Raw genomic sequence first — 17,140 nt, 5'->3', positions numbered from 1 at the left:
TGTCCAGATCACGTTCTTCCAGGCGTCCTTTCCGGGACGATGCGGCGAGGACCGTGGCCGTCGCGGTCCGCTCCCCTCCGTCCTGGGAGGACCGAATGAAGAAACGCGCAGCGGTGCTGTGCGGCACCGCCGCCGTCCTGGCCGGGTCGCTGACCGCCGTGCCCGCCGAGGCCGACGCCCCCGGCACGACCGCCGCCCCGAAGCTCGCCTGGACCAAGTGCGGCACCACCGACTACCCGACGCTCCAGTGCGCCTCCCTGAAGGTGCCCCTGGACCACGCCGATCCGGGCGGGCGGCAGATCACCCTCGCCCTGTCCCGCGTCCCGCACACCGCGAAGCGGTTCCAGGGGCCGCTGCTGGTCAACCCGGGCGGCCCGGGAGGCAGCGGGCTCACCCTCGCCGGGTTCATCGCCTCCACCCTGCCGAAATCGGTGGCCGCCCAGTACGACGTCATCGGCTTCGACCCGCGCGGGGTCGGCAAGAGCAAGCCCGCCCTGAACTGCCGCCCCGGCCACTTCAACCCCGTACGCCCCGACTCCGTCCCCGCCACCCCGGCGATCGAGCGGGGCAACCTCACCCGCGCCAGGGCCTTCGCCGCCGCCTGCGGCACGAAGTACGCGGACCTGCTGCCGTACATCGACACCGTCTCCGCCGTACGGGACATGGAGCGCATCCGGCAGGCGCTCGGGGCGCGCAGGCTCAACTACTTCGGCTACTCCTACGGCACCTACCTCGGCGCGGTCTACGGCAAGCTGTACCCGGACCGGGTGCGCCGCTTCGTGCTGGACTCGGTCGTCGACCCCACCGGCGTCTGGTACGACGACAACCTCGCCCAGGACCTCGCCTTCGACGACCGCCACCGCGCCTTCATGGCGTGGGTCGCCAAGCACCACCGCACCTACCGGCTGGGCACCGACCCGGCCGAGGTGGAGGCCGCGTGGTACCGGATGCGGGCGGCGCTGGCGAAGAAGCCCGCGGGCAAGAAGGTGGGCGCCGCCGAACTGGAGGACACCTTCCTGCCGGGCGGCTACTACAACGGCTACTGGCCCTACCTCGCCGAGGCGTTCTCCGAGTACGTCAACGACAAGGACTCCGGCCCGCTGGTCGAGACCTACGAGTCCTTCGCCGCCCTCGACGCCTCCGGCGAGAACGGCTACAGCGTCTACGCCTCGGTGCAGTGCCGGGACGCGGACTGGCCGCGCGACTGGGCCACCTGGCGGGCGGACAACATGGCCATGTCCGCCAAGGCGCCGTTCATGACCTGGAACAACGCCTGGTACAACGCGCCCTGCGCGTTCTGGCCGGTCGAGCCGCTGCTGCCGCCGGACGTCAGCAACGGCAAGCTGCCCCCGGTGCTGCTGTTCCAGGCCACGCACGACGCGGCCACCCCGTACGAGGGCGGTGCGACGATGCACGCCCTGCTGCACCGTTCGAGCCTGGTGGTGGAGCGGGGCGGCGGGAACCACGGCATCACCCTGAGCGGCAACTCCTGCCTGGACAAGCATCTGACCGCCTATCTGACCGACGGCACGGTGCCGCGCGGCACCGGTGAGGCCGACGCGGTGTGCCCGGCCCAGCCCGATCCCAAGCCGCTGGAGGCCCGGTCCGGCTCATCGCGCGGCGCGACCCTGCACGGGCTGCTGGGCTTCCGCGGCTGACGGCGTCCCGCGGGGCGGGATTTTCAGGGGCGGGCGCCGTCCCCGCTGTGATCCCATGGGCGCATGAGTGACACGATCACCAGGATTCCCGCCCCCGAGGGCGTCGCCCCCGCCACCGCGTACACCCATGTCGTCATGGGCACGGGGCGTTTCGTGGCCGTCTCCGGCCAGCTGCCGCTCGACGAGCACGGCACGCTGGTCGGCGCCGGCGATCCGCAGGCGCAGGCGCGGCAGGTCTTCGAGAACATACGGCGCTGTCTGGCCTCCGCCGGCGCGACCTTCGACGACGTCGTCAAGCTCACCTTCTTCGTGACGGACATGGCCCACATGGCCGCGATCCGCACGGCCCGCCGGGAGTACCTTCCCGACGACCGGCTCCCGGCCTGCTCGGCCGTGCAGGTCTCCGCGCTGGTGGAGCCGCAGTACCTGATGGAGGTCGAGGCGTTCGCCGTGGTGGCCGGGTGAGCGTGCGGGTGCGCGGGATGGCCCTCGCCGACTGCGACCGCGTCGCCGAGGTCCGCATCGGCGGCTGGCGGGCCGCCTACCGGGGGCTGATGCCCCAGCCGTACCTGGACGCGCTGAGCGTGTCCGAGGACGCCGACCGCCACCGCGCCCGGCTCACGGCGGCCGACGGCAGAGCGACGGACCTGGTGGCCGAGGAGGGCGGCACGGTCGTCGGCTGGGCCTGTCACGGTCCCTACCGGGACGGCGAAGTGCTCACCCCCGACGCCGAGTTGTACGCGATCTACGTCGACCCCGGGCGCTGCGGCGAGGGCATCGGGCGGGCGCTGCTGGCGGAGTCCGTACGCCGCTGCGCGGACGCCGGGCACCCTCGGATGCTGCTGTGGGTGCTGAAGGGCAACACCTCGGCGCGCCGCTTCTACGAACGGGCCGGGTTCCGCGCGGACGGCGCCGAGGAGCCGTTCGAGGTGGACGGGGTGCCGGTGCCGGAGGTGCGGTACGCCAGGGAGCTCAGCCCGGCCTGAGCGTCCGCCCGCCTCGCGGTACGCCAGGCAGCTCGCCCCGGCCTGAGCGTCCGCCCGCCTCGCGGTGCGCCAGGGAGCTCAGCCCGGCCTGAGCGTCCGCCCGCTCGCGGCGCCGCCCGGGGTTCGGCCGCCCCGCCGCTCACCGCTGCCGCGGAATGCGCGCCAGGGCGTGCACCGCCGCCTCCGCGAGCGCCGGGTGGGCCAGTGCCTCGTTCAGTACGGTCCTGGCGCGGGCGTCGCCGAGCGCGCCCAGGCCCTCCACGCAGGCGAGCGCCACCCGCCGGTAGGGGTCGTGCGGGCGCAGCCGCCGCTGAAGGGTGGTGATCAGGGCGGGCACCGACTCCGGGGCACGCAGCTCCACCAGCAGCCGCACCGGGTGCAGGGCGTAGGCGACGCGCAGCTCGTTGGTGGCGAGGGCGGCGGCCGCGCGGGCGGTGCGGGGGTCGCCGAGGCGGGCGAGGGCGTGGGCGGCGGAGACGCAGCGCTGCGGGTCGCGGTGGTTGAGCAGCAGGACGAGCGACTCGAAGGCGCGCCGGTCACCGGCCAGGCCCAGCCGGAACGCGGCCAGCTCGCGGGCCCACAAAGGCTGTCCGGGGGCGGTGAGGACCTGGGCGAGTTCGTCCGGGTCGTCGGTCGCCCGGAGGTGTTCGAAGGCCGGGGTGGCCCCGGACTCCTGCCGTAAGCGCTCGGTGAGCGCTCGCAACTCTTCGTCCATGTGCCGAGCGTAGGGGCGTCGGGCGCGCGCCGGGAGCTACATCACAAACTCCGGGGCTGGCGCGCTCGTTACCCACCAGTTAAGCTCAGACGAGCGAGTTACCCACTCGCGGAACTCCTCCGGGCGGCTTGGTGACGCAGCCGCCCCGGAGCAGCAGTCGGTTCGGTGCCTGAAGGTACCGCAGTACGACCTGGCCACGGGACAGGGCCGGTCGGACCTCGCCGCAGCGGCGGGCGTGTGCACGCCCGGCGTCGGCGGCACCGGGCGTGTGCGCTCGCAGCCCGGTCATCACACCCGCACTTCACCACGCACCCGGTGCGCCCCTCGGCGCACCCGGCGCGCTCCCAGTCGTCACCCTCATCTCTGGAGTCCCGCGATGGCCACTCCCCTGTCCGACACCCCCCTGTCCCCCTTGCAGACCATCGCCGTGGTCGGGCTCGGCACCATGGGCACCGGCATCGCCGAGGTGCTCACGCGGGCCGGCCGCGAGGTCATCGGCATCGACATCAGCGAGGCCCAGGCCGCGCGCTGCGTCGCCGCCCTGGAGACCTCCACCGCCCGCGCCGTGGAGCGCGGCCGGCTCACCGAGCAGGAGCGCGCGGACGCCCTCGCCCGGCTGCGCACCGGCACGGACCTGCGGGCCGCCGCCGACGCCGACCTGGTGATCGAGGTGGCGCCGGAGTCGTACGAGGTCAAGCAGCAGATCTTCCGCGAGCTGGACGGGATCGTGCGCCCGCGGACGATCCTGGCGACCGGCACCAACGCGCTCTCGGTGACCCGGCTGGCCGCCGACTCGGCGCGCCCCGAGCGGGTGCTGGGCCTGCACTTCTTCAACCCGGCGCCGGCCATGAAGCTGGTCGAGGTGGTCTCCTCGGTGCTGACCTCCCCGGACGCCGTCGCGGCCGTCACCGATCTGACCCTGGACCTGGGCAAGGAGCCGGTGGCCGTCGGCGACCGGCCCGGTTTCGTCGCCGACGGGCTGCTGTTCGGCTACCTCAACCAGGCCGCCGCGATGTACGAGGCGAAGTACGCCTCCCGTGAGGACATCGACGCCGCGATGCGGCTGGGCTGCGGGCTGCCGATGGGTCCGCTGGCGCTGCTGGACCTGATCGGCATCGACACCGCCCGCCGGGTCCTGGAGGCCATGTACGCCGAGTCCCAGGACCGGCTGCACGCCCCGGCGCCGATCCTGGGGCAGCTCAGCGAGGCCGGGCTGACGGGCCGTAAGGCGGGCCGCGGCTTCTACACCTACGAGGCGCCGGGCAGCGCCACCGTGGTGCCGGACGCGCTGACCCCGCCGGAGGGCGGCTCCCTCGGCGCGGGCCGTCCGGTCTCCTCGGTCGGTGTCGCGGGCTCGGGCACCATGGCCTCCGGCATCGCCGAGGTCTTCGCCAAGGCGGGCTACGCCGTGGTCCTGGCCGCCCGCAGCCCGGAGAAGGCGGAGGCGGCCAAGGCGCGCATCGGCAAGTCGCTGGCCCGCTCGGTCGACAAGGGCCGGATGACGGCCGAGGCGGCCGCGCAGACCCTGGAGCGGATCACCCCGGCCGGCTCCTACGACGCCTTCGCCGAGGTCGACCTGGCCGTCGAGGCGGTCGCGGAGGACCTGGAGATCAAGCGGCAGCTGTTCGCGACGCTGGACAAGGTGTGCAAGCCGGGCGCGGTCCTGGCGACCACCACCTCCTCGCTGCCGGTCGTGGCCTGCGCCCGGGCGACCTCGCGGCCGCAGGACGTGATCGGCATGCACTTCTTCAACCCGGCGCCGGCCATGAAGCTGGTCGAGGTGGTCCGCACGGTGCTCACCGCGGACGACGTCCACGCCACGGTCCGCGAGGTGTGCGCCAGGATCCGCAAGCACGCCGTGGACTGCGGCGACCGGGCCGGGTTCATCGTGAACGCGCTGCTGTTCCCGTACCTGAACAACGCCATCAAGATGGTCCAGGACCACTATGCGTCCCTGGACGACATCGACGCGGCGATGCGGCTCGGCGGCGGCTACCCGATGGGGCCCTTCGAGCTGCTGGACGTCGTCGGCCTGGACGTGTCGCTGGCGATCGAGCAGGTGCTGCACCGCGAGTTCCGCGAGCCCGGTCTCGCCCCCGCGCCGCTGCTGGAGCACCTGGTGGCAGCCGGTTGCCTCGGCCGCAAGACGGGCCGCGGCTTCCGCGAGTATGCCCGGCGCTGACGGGCTGGACGACCGGCTGCTCAGCGGGGAGGACTGGGGCGGGCTGCTGGATCCGGCCAGGGCCGGGCAGCCCGCCCGGTCCGCCCCTCCCCCGCCCTCTCCGGGCGGGGGAAACCCCGTGCATGCGCATCGAGCTGCGCACATGCAGTACGTTCGGTTCATGTCCCAGCCCGCCAAGTCCTCACGTACACCAGCCACGCCCGACGCGCCGGAGAGTGCCGCGGGTTCCCGCGCGGCGGCCCAGCGGCTCAAAATGCGCCGGGAGCTGGCGGCAGCGGCGATGGAGCTGTTCGCCACCAAGGGGTACGAGGCGACCACCGTCGACGAGATCGCGGCCCAGGCCGGCGTCGCCCGCCGCACCTTCTTCCGCCACTTCCGCTCCAAGGAAGAGGCGATCTTCCCGGACCACGACGACACCCTGATCCGCGCCGAGGCCGTGCTGAACGCGGCCCCCGCGCACGAGCACCCGCTCGACACCGTGTGCCGGGGGATCAAGGAGGTCATGCGGATGTACGCGGCCCGGCCGGAGATCTCGGTCGCCCGCTACAAGCTCACGCGCGAGGTGCCCACCCTGCGCGAGGCGGAGATCGCCTCGGTGGCCCGCTACGAGCGCCTGTTCACCCGCTACCTCCTCGGCCACTTCGACGAGCACGCCCACGACGACGACGCCAACGACGACCCGCTGCTGGCCGAGGTCGCCGCCTCCGCGGTCGTCACGGCCCACAACCACGTGCTGCGCCGCTGGCTCCGGGCCGGCGGCCAGGGGGACGTGGAGGCCCAGCTGGACCACGCCTTCGCCATCGTGCGCAAGACCTTCGGTACGGGGATCATGGCGGGCCGCACCAACCCGCCGGCGCCGACCGCCGCGACCGCCTCCACCCACGGCGAGGTGCTGGTCACGGTCGCCCGCACCGACGCCCCTCTCGACGAGGTGATGCGGACCATCGAGCAGGCGCTCAAGGAGCGCTGAGACACACCTCTCAGCTGTGACGACGGCCACCCGAACGGGTGGCCGTTTTGGCATGCCCGGAGCCGTTTTCGACCGTCCCTCCAGGGGCTTTCGATCGATCATCGCTCATCTGTTACGTAAAGATTTCATCTGAGAGCAACTTCTGGCACTCAGTGCCTTGTCACGTGACACGCGGTGTCATACGTTGAAGGCGTCCGGGCACTGTCCCAGCGAGCCGCCACAGGCCCGCCCACCCGGACGCCTGCGTCACAGGCAACCTCCCGCGCCACAAAGCGCTGCCGCACACCCGCCGAACCGACGGCACCTCGCACACACACCCTCAGCAGCACCGACGTAACCCTCAGCGCCCCTCCCTCAGGGCGCTCACCGCCGGAGGCAACACCGTGACCGTGAAGGACATCCTCGCCGCGATCCAGTCGCCCGACTCCACCTCGGCCGACTTCGCCCATCTGCCGCTCCCCGAGTCGTACCGCGCGATCACCGTCCACAAGGACGAGACGGAGATGTTCGCGGGCCTGGCCACCCGCGACAAGGACCCGCGCAAGTCGATCCACCTGGACGACGTCCCCGTGCCGGAACTCGGCCCGGGCGAGGCCCTGGTGGCCGTCATGGCCTCCTCGGTGAACTACAACTCGGTGTGGACCTCGATCTTCGAGCCCGTGTCGACGTTCGCCTTCCTGGAGCGCTACGGCAGGCTGTCGCCGCTCACCAAGCGCCATGACCTGCCGTACCACATCATCGGCTCCGACCTCGCGGGCGTCGTCCTGCGCACCGGACCGGGCGTCAACGCCTGGAACCCGGGCGACGAGGTCGTCGCGCACTGTCTGAGCGTCGAGCTGGAGTCCCCCGACGGCCACGACGACACCATGCTCGACCCGGAGCAGCGCATCTGGGGCTTCGAGACCAACTTCGGCGGGCTCGCGGAGATCGCGCTGGTCAAGACGAACCAGCTGATGCCGAAGCCCAAGCACCTCACCTGGGAGGAGGCCGCGGCCCCGGGCCTGGTGAACTCCACCGCCTACCGGCAGCTGGTCTCCCGCAACGGCGCCGCGATGAAGCAGGGCGACAACGTCCTGATCTGGGGCGCGAGCGGCGGTCTCGGCTCCTACGCCACCCAGTTCGCCCTGGCCGGCGGTGCCACCCCGATCTGTGTCGTCTCCTCGCCGGAGAAGGCGGAGATCTGCCGGAAGATGGGCGCCGAGCACGTCATCGACCGCAACGCCGAGGGCTACAGGTTCTGGAAGGACGAGCACACCCAGGACCCCAAGGAGTGGAAGCGCTTCGGCAAGCGCATCCGCGAGCTCACCGGCGGCGAGGACATCGACATCGTCTTCGAGCACCCCGGCCGCGAGACCTTCGGCGCGAGCGTCTACGTCACCCGCAAGGGCGGCACCATCACCACCTGCGCCTCGACCTCGGGCTACATGCACGAGTACGACAACCGCTACCTGTGGATGTCGCTGAAGCGGATCATCGGCTCGCACTTCGCCAACTACCGCGAGGCGTACGAGGCCAACCGCCTGATCGCCAAGGGCAAGATCCACCCGACGCTGTCGAAGACGTACTCCCTGGAGGAGACCGGCCAGGCGGCGTACGACGTGCACCGCAACCTCCACCAGGGCAAGGTCGGCGTGCTGTGCCTCGCCCCCGAGGAGGGTCTCGGCGTGCGCGACGAGGAGATGCGCGCCCAGCACATCGACGCCATCAACCGCTTCCGCAACATCTGAGACACCCGGGGTCATAGATGACTGAGCGTCAGCCCGCCGAAGGCAGGCGGGAGAAGGACCGGCCGTGGCTCATGCGCACCTACGCCGGTCACTCCACGGCCGAGGCGTCCAACGAGCTGTACCGGCGCAACCTCGCCAAGGGCCAGACGGGTCTGTCGGTCGCCTTCGACCTGCCGACCCAGACCGGCTACGACTCCGACCACATCCTCGCCCGCGGCGAGGTCGGCCGGGTCGGTGTGCCGATCGCGCACCTCGGTGACATGCGCCGGCTGTTCCAGGACATCCCCCTGGAGCAGATGAACACCTCGATGACGATCAACGCCACCGCCATGTGGCTGCTGGCGCTCTACCAGGTCGTCGCCGAGGAGCAGGGCGCGGACATCACCAAGCTCCAGGGCACGACCCAGAACGACATCGTCAAGGAGTACCTGTCGCGGGGGACGCACGTCTTCCCGCCGGGGCCCTCACTCCGGCTGACGACGGACATGATCGCCTACACGGTCTCCCACATCCCGAAGTGGAACCCGATCAACATCTGCAGCTACCACCTGCAGGAGGCGGGCGCCACACCGGTCCAGGAGATCGCGTACGCGATGTCCACCGCGATCGCGGTTCTCGATGCCGTACGCGACTCAGGGCAGGTCCCCGCCGAGAAGTTCGGGGACGTCGTGGCCCGCATCTCCTTCTTCGTGAACGCGGGTGTCCGCTTCATCGAGGAGATGTGCAAGATGCGGGCGTTCGGGCGGATCTGGGACCAGATCACGCGCGAGCGGTACGGCATCGAGAACCCCAAGCAGCGCCGCTTCCGGTACGGCGTCCAGGTCAACTCCCTCGGCCTGACCGAGGCGCAGCCGGAGAACAACGTCCAGCGGATCGTGCTGGAGATGCTGGCGGTGACCCTCTCCAAGGACGCCCGCGCGCGGGCCGTGCAGCTGCCGGCCTGGAACGAGGCGCTGGGGCTTCCCCGGCCCTGGGACCAGCAGTGGAGCCTGCGCATCCAGCAGGTGCTCGCCCATGAGAGCGATCTGCTGGAGTACGACGACATCTTCGAGGGCTCGAAGGTGGTCGAGGCGAAGGTCTCCCAGCTCGTCGAGGACGCGCTCGCGGAGATCGAGCGGATCCAGGAGATGGGCGGCGCGATGGCCGCCGTCGAGTCCGGCTACCTCAAGTCGCAGCTGGTCGCCTCGCACGCCGAGCGGCGGGCGCGGATCGAGTCCGGCGAGGAGAAGATCGTCGGCGTCAACATCTTCGAGACGACCGAGCCGAACCCGCTGACGGCCGACCTGGACACCGCGATCCAGACGGTCGACCCGGCGGTCGAGGCGCAGGTCATCGCCTCGCTCCAGCACTGGCGGGACACCCGCTACCAGCCGCCCTTCAACCACCCGCGCCCGTGCAAGGCGCTGGAGCGGCTGAAGGAGGCCGCGAAGGGCACCGACAACCTCATGGAGGCCACCCTGGAGTGCGCCCGCGCCGGTGTCACCACCGGCGAGTGGGCCGGGGCGCTGCGCGAGGTCTTCGGCGAGTTCCGCGCCCCGACGGGCGTGTCCTCCGCGCCGGTCGCCATCCCGGCGGAGGCGGGCTCGGCGCTCGCCGAGGTGCGCCGCAAGGTGGAGCTGACGGCCCAGGAGATGGGCGTGGGCAAGCTGCGCTTCCTGGTCGGCAAGCCGGGCCTGGACGGGCACTCCAACGGCGCCGAGCAGATCGCCGTGCGGGCGCGCGACGCGGGCTTCGAGGTGGTCTACCAGGGCATCCGGCTGACGCCCGAGCAGATCGTGGACGCGGCCCTGGCCGAGGACGTGCACGCGGTCGGCCTGTCGATCCTGTCCGGCTCGCACGCGCAGCTGGTCCCGGACGTCCTGGAACGCCTCCGTGTGGCCGGTGCCACAGATATACCCGTGATCGCAGGTGGCATCATCCCGAACGGTGACGCCGAGCAGCTGAAGGAAGCCGGAGTGGCCGCCGTCTTCACCCCGAAGGACTTCGACATCACCGGGATCATCGGCCGCATCGTCGACGAGATCCGGAAAGCGAACAAGCTCGACCCTCTGGAGGTCCCCGCATGACCACGGTCAACCGCCTTCGCCCCCGGCGTTCCTGCCTGGCGGTACCGGGCTCGAACCCGCGCTTCCTGGAGAAGGCCCAGGGCCTCCCCGCCGACCAGGTCTTCCTGGACCTGGAGGACGCCTGCGCCCCGCTGGCCAAGCCCGAGGCGCGCCACACCATCGTCAAGTTCCTCAACGAGGGCGACTGGACGGGCAAGACGAGGGTCGTGCGCGTCAACGACTGGACGACCGAGTGGACGTACCGCGATGTCGTCACCGTCGTCGAGGGCGCCGGCCAGAACCTCGACTGCATCATGCTGCCGAAGGTCCAGGACGCCCAGCAGGTCGTCGCCCTCGACCTGCTGCTGACGCAGATCGAGAAGACCATGGGCTTCGAGGTCGGCAAGATCGGCATCGAGGCGCAGATCGAGAACGCGCAGGGCCTGAACAACGTCAACGAGATCGCCCAGGCGTCCCAGCGCCTGGAGACGATCATCTTCGGCCCGGCCGACTTCATGGCGTCCATCAACATGAAGTCGCTGGTCGTGGGCGAGCAGCCGCCCGGCTACCCGGCGGACGCCTACCACTACATCCTGATGAAGATCCTGATGGCCGCCCGCGCCAACAACCTCCAGGCGATCGACGGCCCCTACCTGCAGATCCGCAACGTCGACGGCTACCGCGCGGTCGCCCAGCGCGCCGCCGCCCTCGGCTTCGACGGCAAGTGGGTGCTGCACCCGGGCCAGGTCGAGGCGTCCAACGAGATCTTCTCGCCCTCGCAGGAGGACTACGACCACGCCGAGCTGATCCTGGACGCGTACGACTACTACACGTCCGAGGCGGGCGGCAAGAAGGGCTCGGCGATGCTCGGCGACGAGATGATCGACGAGGCCAGCCGCAAGATGGCCCTGGTCATCGCGGGCAAGGGACGCGCCGCCGGCATGCAGCGCACCAGCAAGTTCGAGATCCCGGAGGCGTGACGCGCATGCAGTTCGGACGCACCTACGAGGAGTTCGAGGTCGGGGCGACGTACAAGCACTGGCCGGGCAAGACGGTCACCGAGTACGACGACCACCTGTTCTGTCTCCTCACCATGAACCACCACCCGCTCCACATGGACGTGAACTATGCGGAGAAGACGACGGACTTCGGCAAGAACGTCGTCGTCGGGAACTACATCTACTCCCTGCTGCTCGGCATGTCCGTCCCGGACATCTCCGGCAAGGCGATCGCCAACCTGGAGATCGAGTCGCTGAAGCACGTGGCGCCGACCTTCCACGGCGACACCATCTACGGCGAGACGACCGTGCTGGACAAGTGGCCGTCGAAGTCGAAGAACGACCGCGGGATCGTCTACGTCGAGACCAAGGGCTACAAGCAGGACGGCACGCTGGTGTGCGTGTTCCGCCGCAAGGTGATGGTGCCGACCGAGACGTACATCAAGGAGCGCGGCGGCGAGCAGCCGGGCCGCCCCGAGCTGAAGGAACAGGGGAAGTAAGCGATGGCCCGTCTCGCCCAGACCGCCGGTCTGACCGACGTCCAGCAGGAGATCCTCGCCACCGTCCGCGACTTCGTGGACAAGGAGATCATCCCGGTCGCCACCGAGCTGGAGCACCGCGACGAGTACCCGCAGGCGATCGTCGACGGCCTGAAGGAACTGGGCCTCTTCGGCCTGATGATCCCCGAGGAGTACGGCGGTCTGGGCGAGTCCCTCCTGACGTACGCCCTCTGCGTCGAGGAGATCGCCCGCGGCTGGATGTCGGTGTCCGGCATCATCAACACGCACTTCATCGTGGCGTACATGCTCAAGCAGCACGGCACGCAGGAGCAGAAGGACCACTTCCTGCCCCGGATGGCGGCCGGCGACATCCGCGGCGCCTTCTCGATGTCGGAGCCGGGCCTGGGCTCCGATGTGTCGGCGATCACGTCGAAGGCGGTGAAGGACGGCGACGAGTACGTCCTGAACGGCCAGAAGATGTGGCTCACCAACGGCGGTACGTCCTCGCTCGTGGCCGTCCTCGTCCGAAGTGACGAAGGACACCCCGAGGGCACCGCGCCCCACAAGTCGATGACGACCTTCCTCGTGGAGAAGGAGCCGGGCTTCGGCGAGGTCCGTCCGGGCCTCACCATCCCCGGCAAGATCGACAAGATGGGCTACAAGGGCGTCGACACGACCGAGCTCATCATGGACAACCTGCGGATTCCGGCCGATCGGGTGCTCGGCGGGGTCACCGGACGAGGTTTTTACCAAATGATGGACGGGGTCGAGGTCGGCCGCGTGAATGTCGCGGCGCGTGGCTGCGGCGTCGCTCAGCGTGCCTTCGAACTGGGTGTCCAGTACGCCCAGCAGCGTCACACTTTCGGCAAGCCGATCGCCCAGCACCAGGCGATCCAGTTCAAGCTGGCCGAGATGGCTACCAAGGTCGAGGCCGCGCATGCGATGATGGTGAACGCGGCGCGCAAAAAGGACTCCGGGGAGCGAAACGACCTCGAAGCAGGGATGGCGAAGTACCTCGCCTCCGAGTACTGCAAGGAGGTCGTCGAGGACGCCTTCCGGATCCACGGCGGCTACGGCTTCTCCAAGGAGTACGAGATCGAGCGCCTCTACCGTGAGGCCCCGATGCTGCTCATCGGTGAAGGTACCGCCGAGATCCAGAAAATGATCATCGGGCGCAGGCTGCTCGAAGAGTATCGATTCCAGGGCTGATTGTCCGGAAACGGGGTGTTTTCTTCGAGAAGAAGATCACACCCCGTAGGCACTCCTCGGCTGCCGACTCGGCTTCCTGGCTTACCCAGTTGCGGCCCTTAACCGCTACGATCGCCGGAAAGCCGCCGTCCCCCCTCATGCGCGGCATCATCCGCTACGAAGGTCATCCATGCCCCACAGCCAAACCTCTGCACCACGCGACAGCCGAGTCGGCGTACGCCTCGCGCGCGGAGCATCGCCGTGGCTTCTCCCGACCGTCGCCACCGCAGCACTCAGCCTGGCCCGCTCGCGCCGCTCCGGCGTCGCGAAGGCCGTCGCCGTGCCCGCCACCGCTCTCGCGGCGGGCATGCTGTGGTTCTTCCGCGACCCCGAGCGCGAGATCGCCACGGGCAGGGTCATCTCCCCCGCCGACGGTGTGGTGCAGAGCATCATGCCGTGGAAGGACGGGCGGACCCGCGTCGCGATCTTCATGAGCCCGCTCAACGTCCACGTCAACCGCGCGCCCCTCGCGGGCACGGTGACGTCGGTCGAGCACATCCCGGGCGGCTTCGTTCCCGCTTTCAACAAGGAGAGCGAGAACAACGAGCGGGTCGTCTGGCACTTCGACACCGAGCTCGGCGACATCGAGATGATCCAGATCGCCGGCGCGGTGGCCCGCCGTATCGTCCCCTACCTGCCGGAGGGCACGAAGGTCGAGCAGGGCGAGCGCATCGGTCTGATCCGCTTCGGCTCGCGTGTCGACCTCTACCTCCCGGAGGGCGTGGAGGTGGCGGTCGAGGTCGGTCAGAAGACCGTGGCTGGGGTGACTCGCATTGACCGTGATTGACCCGGAGACCCAGACCGGGTGGGTGCCCGAGGCCGAGGAGGCGGACGAGGAGGAGATGCCTCTCTCGCTCCGCCTCTCGATAGCGGACACCCTCACCCTGGGCAACGCCACGTGCGGCTTCATGGCGGTGTACTTCACCACCACCGGCATCCTGATCCCGCACCTCACCGGCAGCCAGGAGACCGGCATGGCCCGCCACAGCGCGGCCACGGCGGTCATCCTGATGCTCTGCGCGGCGGTCTTCGACCTGTTCGACGGCCTGGTGGCCAGGAAGCTCCGCTCCTCCCCCATGGGCGCCGAGCTGGACAACCTGTCGGACCTGATCAGCTTCGGTCTGGCTCCGGCGTACTTCGTCCTGGTCTACGGCATGGTCGCCGACGACGCCCACCAGCGGGTGGCCGCGGTCGGCGCGATCGTGGTCCTGCTCGCGGTGGTGCTGAGACTCGCCCGGTTCTCGTGCGTCACGGTGAAGGACGGCACGTTCCAGGGCATGCCGTCGCCGTTCGGCGCGCTGACGGTGGTCTCGATCGTCCTGCTTGAGCTGCCCTTCGTGGCGACGCTCCTGGCGATCCTGGGCACCGCCTGGCTGATGGTGAGCCGCGTCGAGTACCCCAAGCCCCGGGGCCGCCTCGCCGTGGCCATGCTGTCCTGGATCGTCCTCAGCATGGGCCTCCTCGCCGCCTGGGCCTTCGACGCCCCCAGCGGCCAGCTCCTGCTCCAGACCGGCTGCGCCCTGCAGCTCGTCATGGGCGCGGTCATCCCCCTGTTCGCCACGGCTCGCCGGGTGAACAACTTCCGGGACAACCGGCGCGAGGCGAGGGCGGCACAGCTGCCGTAGCGGACGACGGTACGAAGAGAAGGGCCCCGAGCTTTCGAGCTCGGGGCCCTTTTCCTGCCCGTCCGGCGGGTGAGGACGAGGCTCGTTCAGCGCCGACGGGGGCGAGAAGAACTCAGCTGAGGAAATCCCGCGCGATCGACTCGGCCACCCGCTCCAGGATCGGCCCCGCATCCGCGATGCACTTGGCCACGTCCGGCTCCACGTCGGTCAGCGGGTAGGCCCGCCGGATCCCGGCCCGCCCCAGCACCTCCGGCGCCAGCGCCAGCCGCCCGCACACCGCGACGACCTCCTTGCCGGCCGCCCGCGCAGCCGCCGCGACCCCGGCCGGGGCCTTCCCGTGCAGGGTCTGCTCGTCCAGCGACCCCTCCCCGGTGATCACCAGCGACGCCCGCTCAAGCGCCGGCGCGAACCCCAGCACATCCAGCATGACCTCGATCCCGGGCCGGAACCGTGCCCCGACGAGCATCGCCCCGTAGCCGATGCCTCCCGCGGCCCCCGCACCGGGCGACGCCGCGTACTCGGCGGCCTTCCCCCCGACGGCCGCCTCCAGCACCTCGGCGAAGTGCGCCAGCGCGGCGTCCAGCGTCCGCACGTCCTCCGGCGAGGCCCCCTTCTGCGGCCCGTACACGGCGGGCGCGCCCTTCGGGCCGGTCAGCGGATTGTCGACGTCGCTGGCGAGCACCAGCTCCACCTCGGCCAGCCGGGGGTCCAGCCCGGACAGATCGGCGGAGGCCAGCGCGGCGAGCCCGCCACCCCCCGGCGGCACCGGCTCCCCGTCCGCGTCCAGGAACCGCGCCCCGAGCGCGGCCAGCATCCCGGCCCCGCCGTCGGTGGTCGCACTGCCCCCGACGCCGAACACGATCGTGCGGGCCCCGGCGTCCAGCGCCGCCTTCAGCAGCTCTCCGGAGCCGTACGTGGACGCGGTCAGCGGCGCGAAGACACCCTCCGGCAGCCGCTGCAACCCGCTCGCCTCGGCCATCTCCACCACGGCCGTGCCCTCGCGCAGCGCGTAGGCGGCGGTCACCTCGTCCCCGAGGGGCCCCGCGACCCGTACCTCTCGCCGCTCGAACCCGGCCGCGACCGCCGCGGCCACCGTCCCGTCGCCGCCGTCGGCCACCGGAAGCGCCTCGACCTCCAGGTCCGGCACGACCCGGCGCAACCCGGCGGTCACCCGCTCGGCGACCTGCACGGCCGTCAGCGACCCCTTGAACTTGTCCGCGGCCACGAGCACCCTGCGGGTGCTCCCCTGTGCAGCGTCAGCCACCTTGCAATCCCCTTGCTCTCCGAGCCTTGCGCACGTCAAGGCAGTCGCGCCGCTGCGACCTTAACCTCAAGGCGGCGCCCGAGTCATGCCCCCTTCCACAGCGTGGAACCCGCGCGGCCGCCCGTGGAACGGGGTAGACCTTCAGCTATGACCCCCGTGCGCACCGCCGCGACGCTCGCCGACCGCATCCTCGGCGGCTGGCTGGGCCGGATCGTGGGAAACATGCTCGGCAAGCCCGTCGAGCAGGGCGAGGTGTGGACCCGCGACCGCATCGACCGCTATCTGCGCGAGGCGGACGCCCTCCCCCTGACCGACTACCTCCCCGAGCCCGTCTCCGAGACCGACACCCTGGCCCTGCGCCCGGAGTGGCGCCTGTGCGTACGCGGCCGGATCCACGGCAGTTGCCGCGACGACGACGTCGACTACGCGATCCTCGGCCTGCATCTGCTGGAGCGGTACGGCTTCGGCTTCAGCACCGAGCAGGTCGGCGATCTGTGGCTGCTGTCGCTGCCGTACCTCCAGACGTTCACGGCCGAGCGGGCGGCGTACCGCAATCTCGCCAACGGGCTCAAGCCGCCCCTGACCGCGACCTACGACAACCCCTACCAGGAGTGGATCGGCGCCCTGATCCGCGCCGACGTCTACGGCTGGACCAGCCCCGGCGCGCCGCGCCGGGCCGCCTCGCTGGCCCGCCGGGACGCGGTGCTGTCGCACACCGGGAACGGGGTGTACGGGGCGATGTGGGCGGCGGCGCTGATCTCCGCGGCGTTCACCGCGCCGGCCGTGCGCGACGCGCTGGAGGAGGCCCTCGCCGTGATCCCCGGGGGCAGCCGGCTGGCCAGGACGGTCCGCCGGGTGATGTCGCTGCACGAGAGCGGGCTGTCCTGGGAGGAGACGCTGGGCACGCTCGCCGAGGAGACCGCGGGCATGAACTGGATCCACACCGTCCCGAACGCGGCGGTGATCACCGCCGGTCTGCTCTACGGCGAGGGCGACTTCACGCGGACGATCGCCCTGACGGTCCGCGGCGGCCTGGACACCGACTCCAACGGCGCCACGGCCGGCTCGGTCGCGGGCGTGCTGACCGGCGCACGGGCGATCCCCGCCCACTGGACGGACCCGCTGGAGGACACCGTGCGCAGCGCGGTCTTCGGCTTCGACGGCGTGCGCATCAGCGAGCTGGCGGAACGCACCCTGCGCCTGGCGCGGGCGGACGCCTGAG

15 protein-coding genes are annotated in these 17,140 nt (G+C 70.9%); 13 read left to right on the top strand and 2 right to left on the bottom strand.

What is annotated here, in order from left to right; genetic code table 11:
- Positions 1-95 precede the first annotated feature (95 nt).
- The 3 genes from ACSU6M_RS27740 to ACSU6M_RS27730 all read left to right on the top strand — a co-directional run bounded on the left by ACSU6M_RS27740 (position 96) and on the right by ACSU6M_RS27730 (position 2,644).
- Entirely contained in the window at positions 96-1,658 is a 1,563-nt protein-coding gene (locus ACSU6M_RS27740; RefSeq protein WP_437073232.1) for an alpha/beta hydrolase, read from the top strand.
- 63 nt (positions 1,659-1,721) lie between these two features.
- Complete coding sequence (locus tag ACSU6M_RS27735) at positions 1,722-2,123, top strand: RidA family protein (RefSeq protein WP_437073231.1); 402 nt, start codon at positions 1,722-1,724, stop codon at positions 2,121-2,123.
- A 17-nt stretch (positions 2,124-2,140) separates the two neighbouring features.
- On the top strand, positions 2,141-2,644 hold the full coding sequence (locus ACSU6M_RS27730) for an N-acetyltransferase family protein (RefSeq protein WP_437075382.1): 504 nt from the start codon (positions 2,141-2,143) through the stop codon (positions 2,642-2,644).
- A gap of 139 nt (positions 2,645-2,783) precedes the next feature.
- On the opposite strand, the gene ACSU6M_RS27725 is transcribed toward ACSU6M_RS27730, so the two are convergent.
- Complete coding sequence (locus tag ACSU6M_RS27725; RefSeq protein ID WP_437073230.1) at positions 2,784-3,359, bottom strand: adenylosuccinate lyase; 576 nt, start codon at positions 3,357-3,359, stop codon at positions 2,784-2,786.
- Between the two features lie 376 nt (positions 3,360-3,735).
- On the opposite strand from ACSU6M_RS27725, the gene ACSU6M_RS27720 reads away from it, so the two are divergent.
- The 9 genes from ACSU6M_RS27720 to pssA all read left to right on the top strand — a co-directional run bounded on the left by ACSU6M_RS27720 (position 3,736) and on the right by pssA (position 14,654).
- Positions 3,736-5,541, top strand: coding sequence for a 3-hydroxyacyl-CoA dehydrogenase family protein (locus tag ACSU6M_RS27720; protein ID WP_437073228.1), 1,806 nt, complete (start codon positions 3,736-3,738; stop codon positions 5,539-5,541).
- A 160-nt stretch (positions 5,542-5,701) separates the two neighbouring features.
- Positions 5,702-6,511: a TetR family transcriptional regulator gene (locus ACSU6M_RS27715; RefSeq protein WP_437073227.1), complete on the top strand. Its 810-nt coding sequence runs from the start codon at positions 5,702-5,704 to the stop codon at positions 6,509-6,511.
- 389 nt (positions 6,512-6,900) lie between these two features.
- A complete protein-coding gene (gene ccrA / locus ACSU6M_RS27710) occupies positions 6,901-8,238 on the top strand; it encodes a crotonyl-CoA carboxylase/reductase (protein WP_437075381.1) in 1,338 nt (445 codons plus the stop codon).
- A gap of 17 nt (positions 8,239-8,255) precedes the next feature.
- Positions 8,256-10,304, top strand: coding sequence for a protein meaA (locus ACSU6M_RS27705; protein ID WP_437073226.1), 2,049 nt, complete (start codon positions 8,256-8,258; stop codon positions 10,302-10,304).
- Positions 10,301-11,263, top strand: coding sequence for an HpcH/HpaI aldolase/citrate lyase family protein (locus ACSU6M_RS27700; protein ID WP_437073225.1), 963 nt, complete (start codon positions 10,301-10,303; stop codon positions 11,261-11,263). Before ACSU6M_RS27705 ends, ACSU6M_RS27700 begins: the two co-directional genes overlap by 4 nt.
- A gap of 5 nt (positions 11,264-11,268) precedes the next feature.
- On the top strand, positions 11,269-11,781 hold the full coding sequence (locus tag ACSU6M_RS27695) for a MaoC family dehydratase (protein WP_247465757.1): 513 nt from the start codon (positions 11,269-11,271) through the stop codon (positions 11,779-11,781).
- 3 nt (positions 11,782-11,784) lie between these two features.
- The gene (locus ACSU6M_RS27690; RefSeq protein ID WP_437073223.1) at positions 11,785-12,990 is read left to right on the top strand and encodes an acyl-CoA dehydrogenase family protein; all 1,206 of its coding nucleotides are present in this window, start codon (positions 11,785-11,787) and stop codon (positions 12,988-12,990) included.
- A 169-nt stretch (positions 12,991-13,159) separates the two neighbouring features.
- Complete coding sequence (locus ACSU6M_RS27685; RefSeq protein ID WP_437073221.1) at positions 13,160-13,816, top strand: phosphatidylserine decarboxylase; 657 nt, start codon at positions 13,160-13,162, stop codon at positions 13,814-13,816.
- A gap of 22 nt (positions 13,817-13,838) precedes the next feature.
- Positions 13,839-14,654, top strand: coding sequence for a CDP-diacylglycerol--serine O-phosphatidyltransferase (gene pssA, locus ACSU6M_RS27680; protein WP_437075380.1), 816 nt, complete (start codon positions 13,839-13,841; stop codon positions 14,652-14,654).
- 112 nt (positions 14,655-14,766) lie between these two features.
- On the opposite strand, the gene ACSU6M_RS27675 is transcribed toward pssA, so the two are convergent.
- Positions 14,767-15,918, bottom strand: coding sequence for a glycerate kinase (locus ACSU6M_RS27675; RefSeq protein ID WP_437073220.1), 1,152 nt, complete (start codon positions 15,916-15,918; stop codon positions 14,767-14,769).
- Positions 15,919-16,065: 147 nt separating this feature from the next.
- Here ACSU6M_RS27675 and ACSU6M_RS27670 point away from each other — a divergent pair, with 147 nt between their 5' ends.
- Complete coding sequence (locus tag ACSU6M_RS27670; protein ID WP_437073218.1) at positions 16,066-17,139, top strand: ADP-ribosylglycohydrolase family protein; 1,074 nt, start codon at positions 16,066-16,068, stop codon at positions 17,137-17,139.
- Position 17,140: the final 1 nt, after the last annotated feature.

Source organism: Streptomyces sp. enrichment culture (assembly GCF_964272895.1).
Lineage (GTDB): Bacteria > Actinomycetota > Actinomycetes > Streptomycetales > Streptomycetaceae > Streptomyces.
This window is presented reverse-complemented; position numbering and strand designations above follow the sequence as displayed.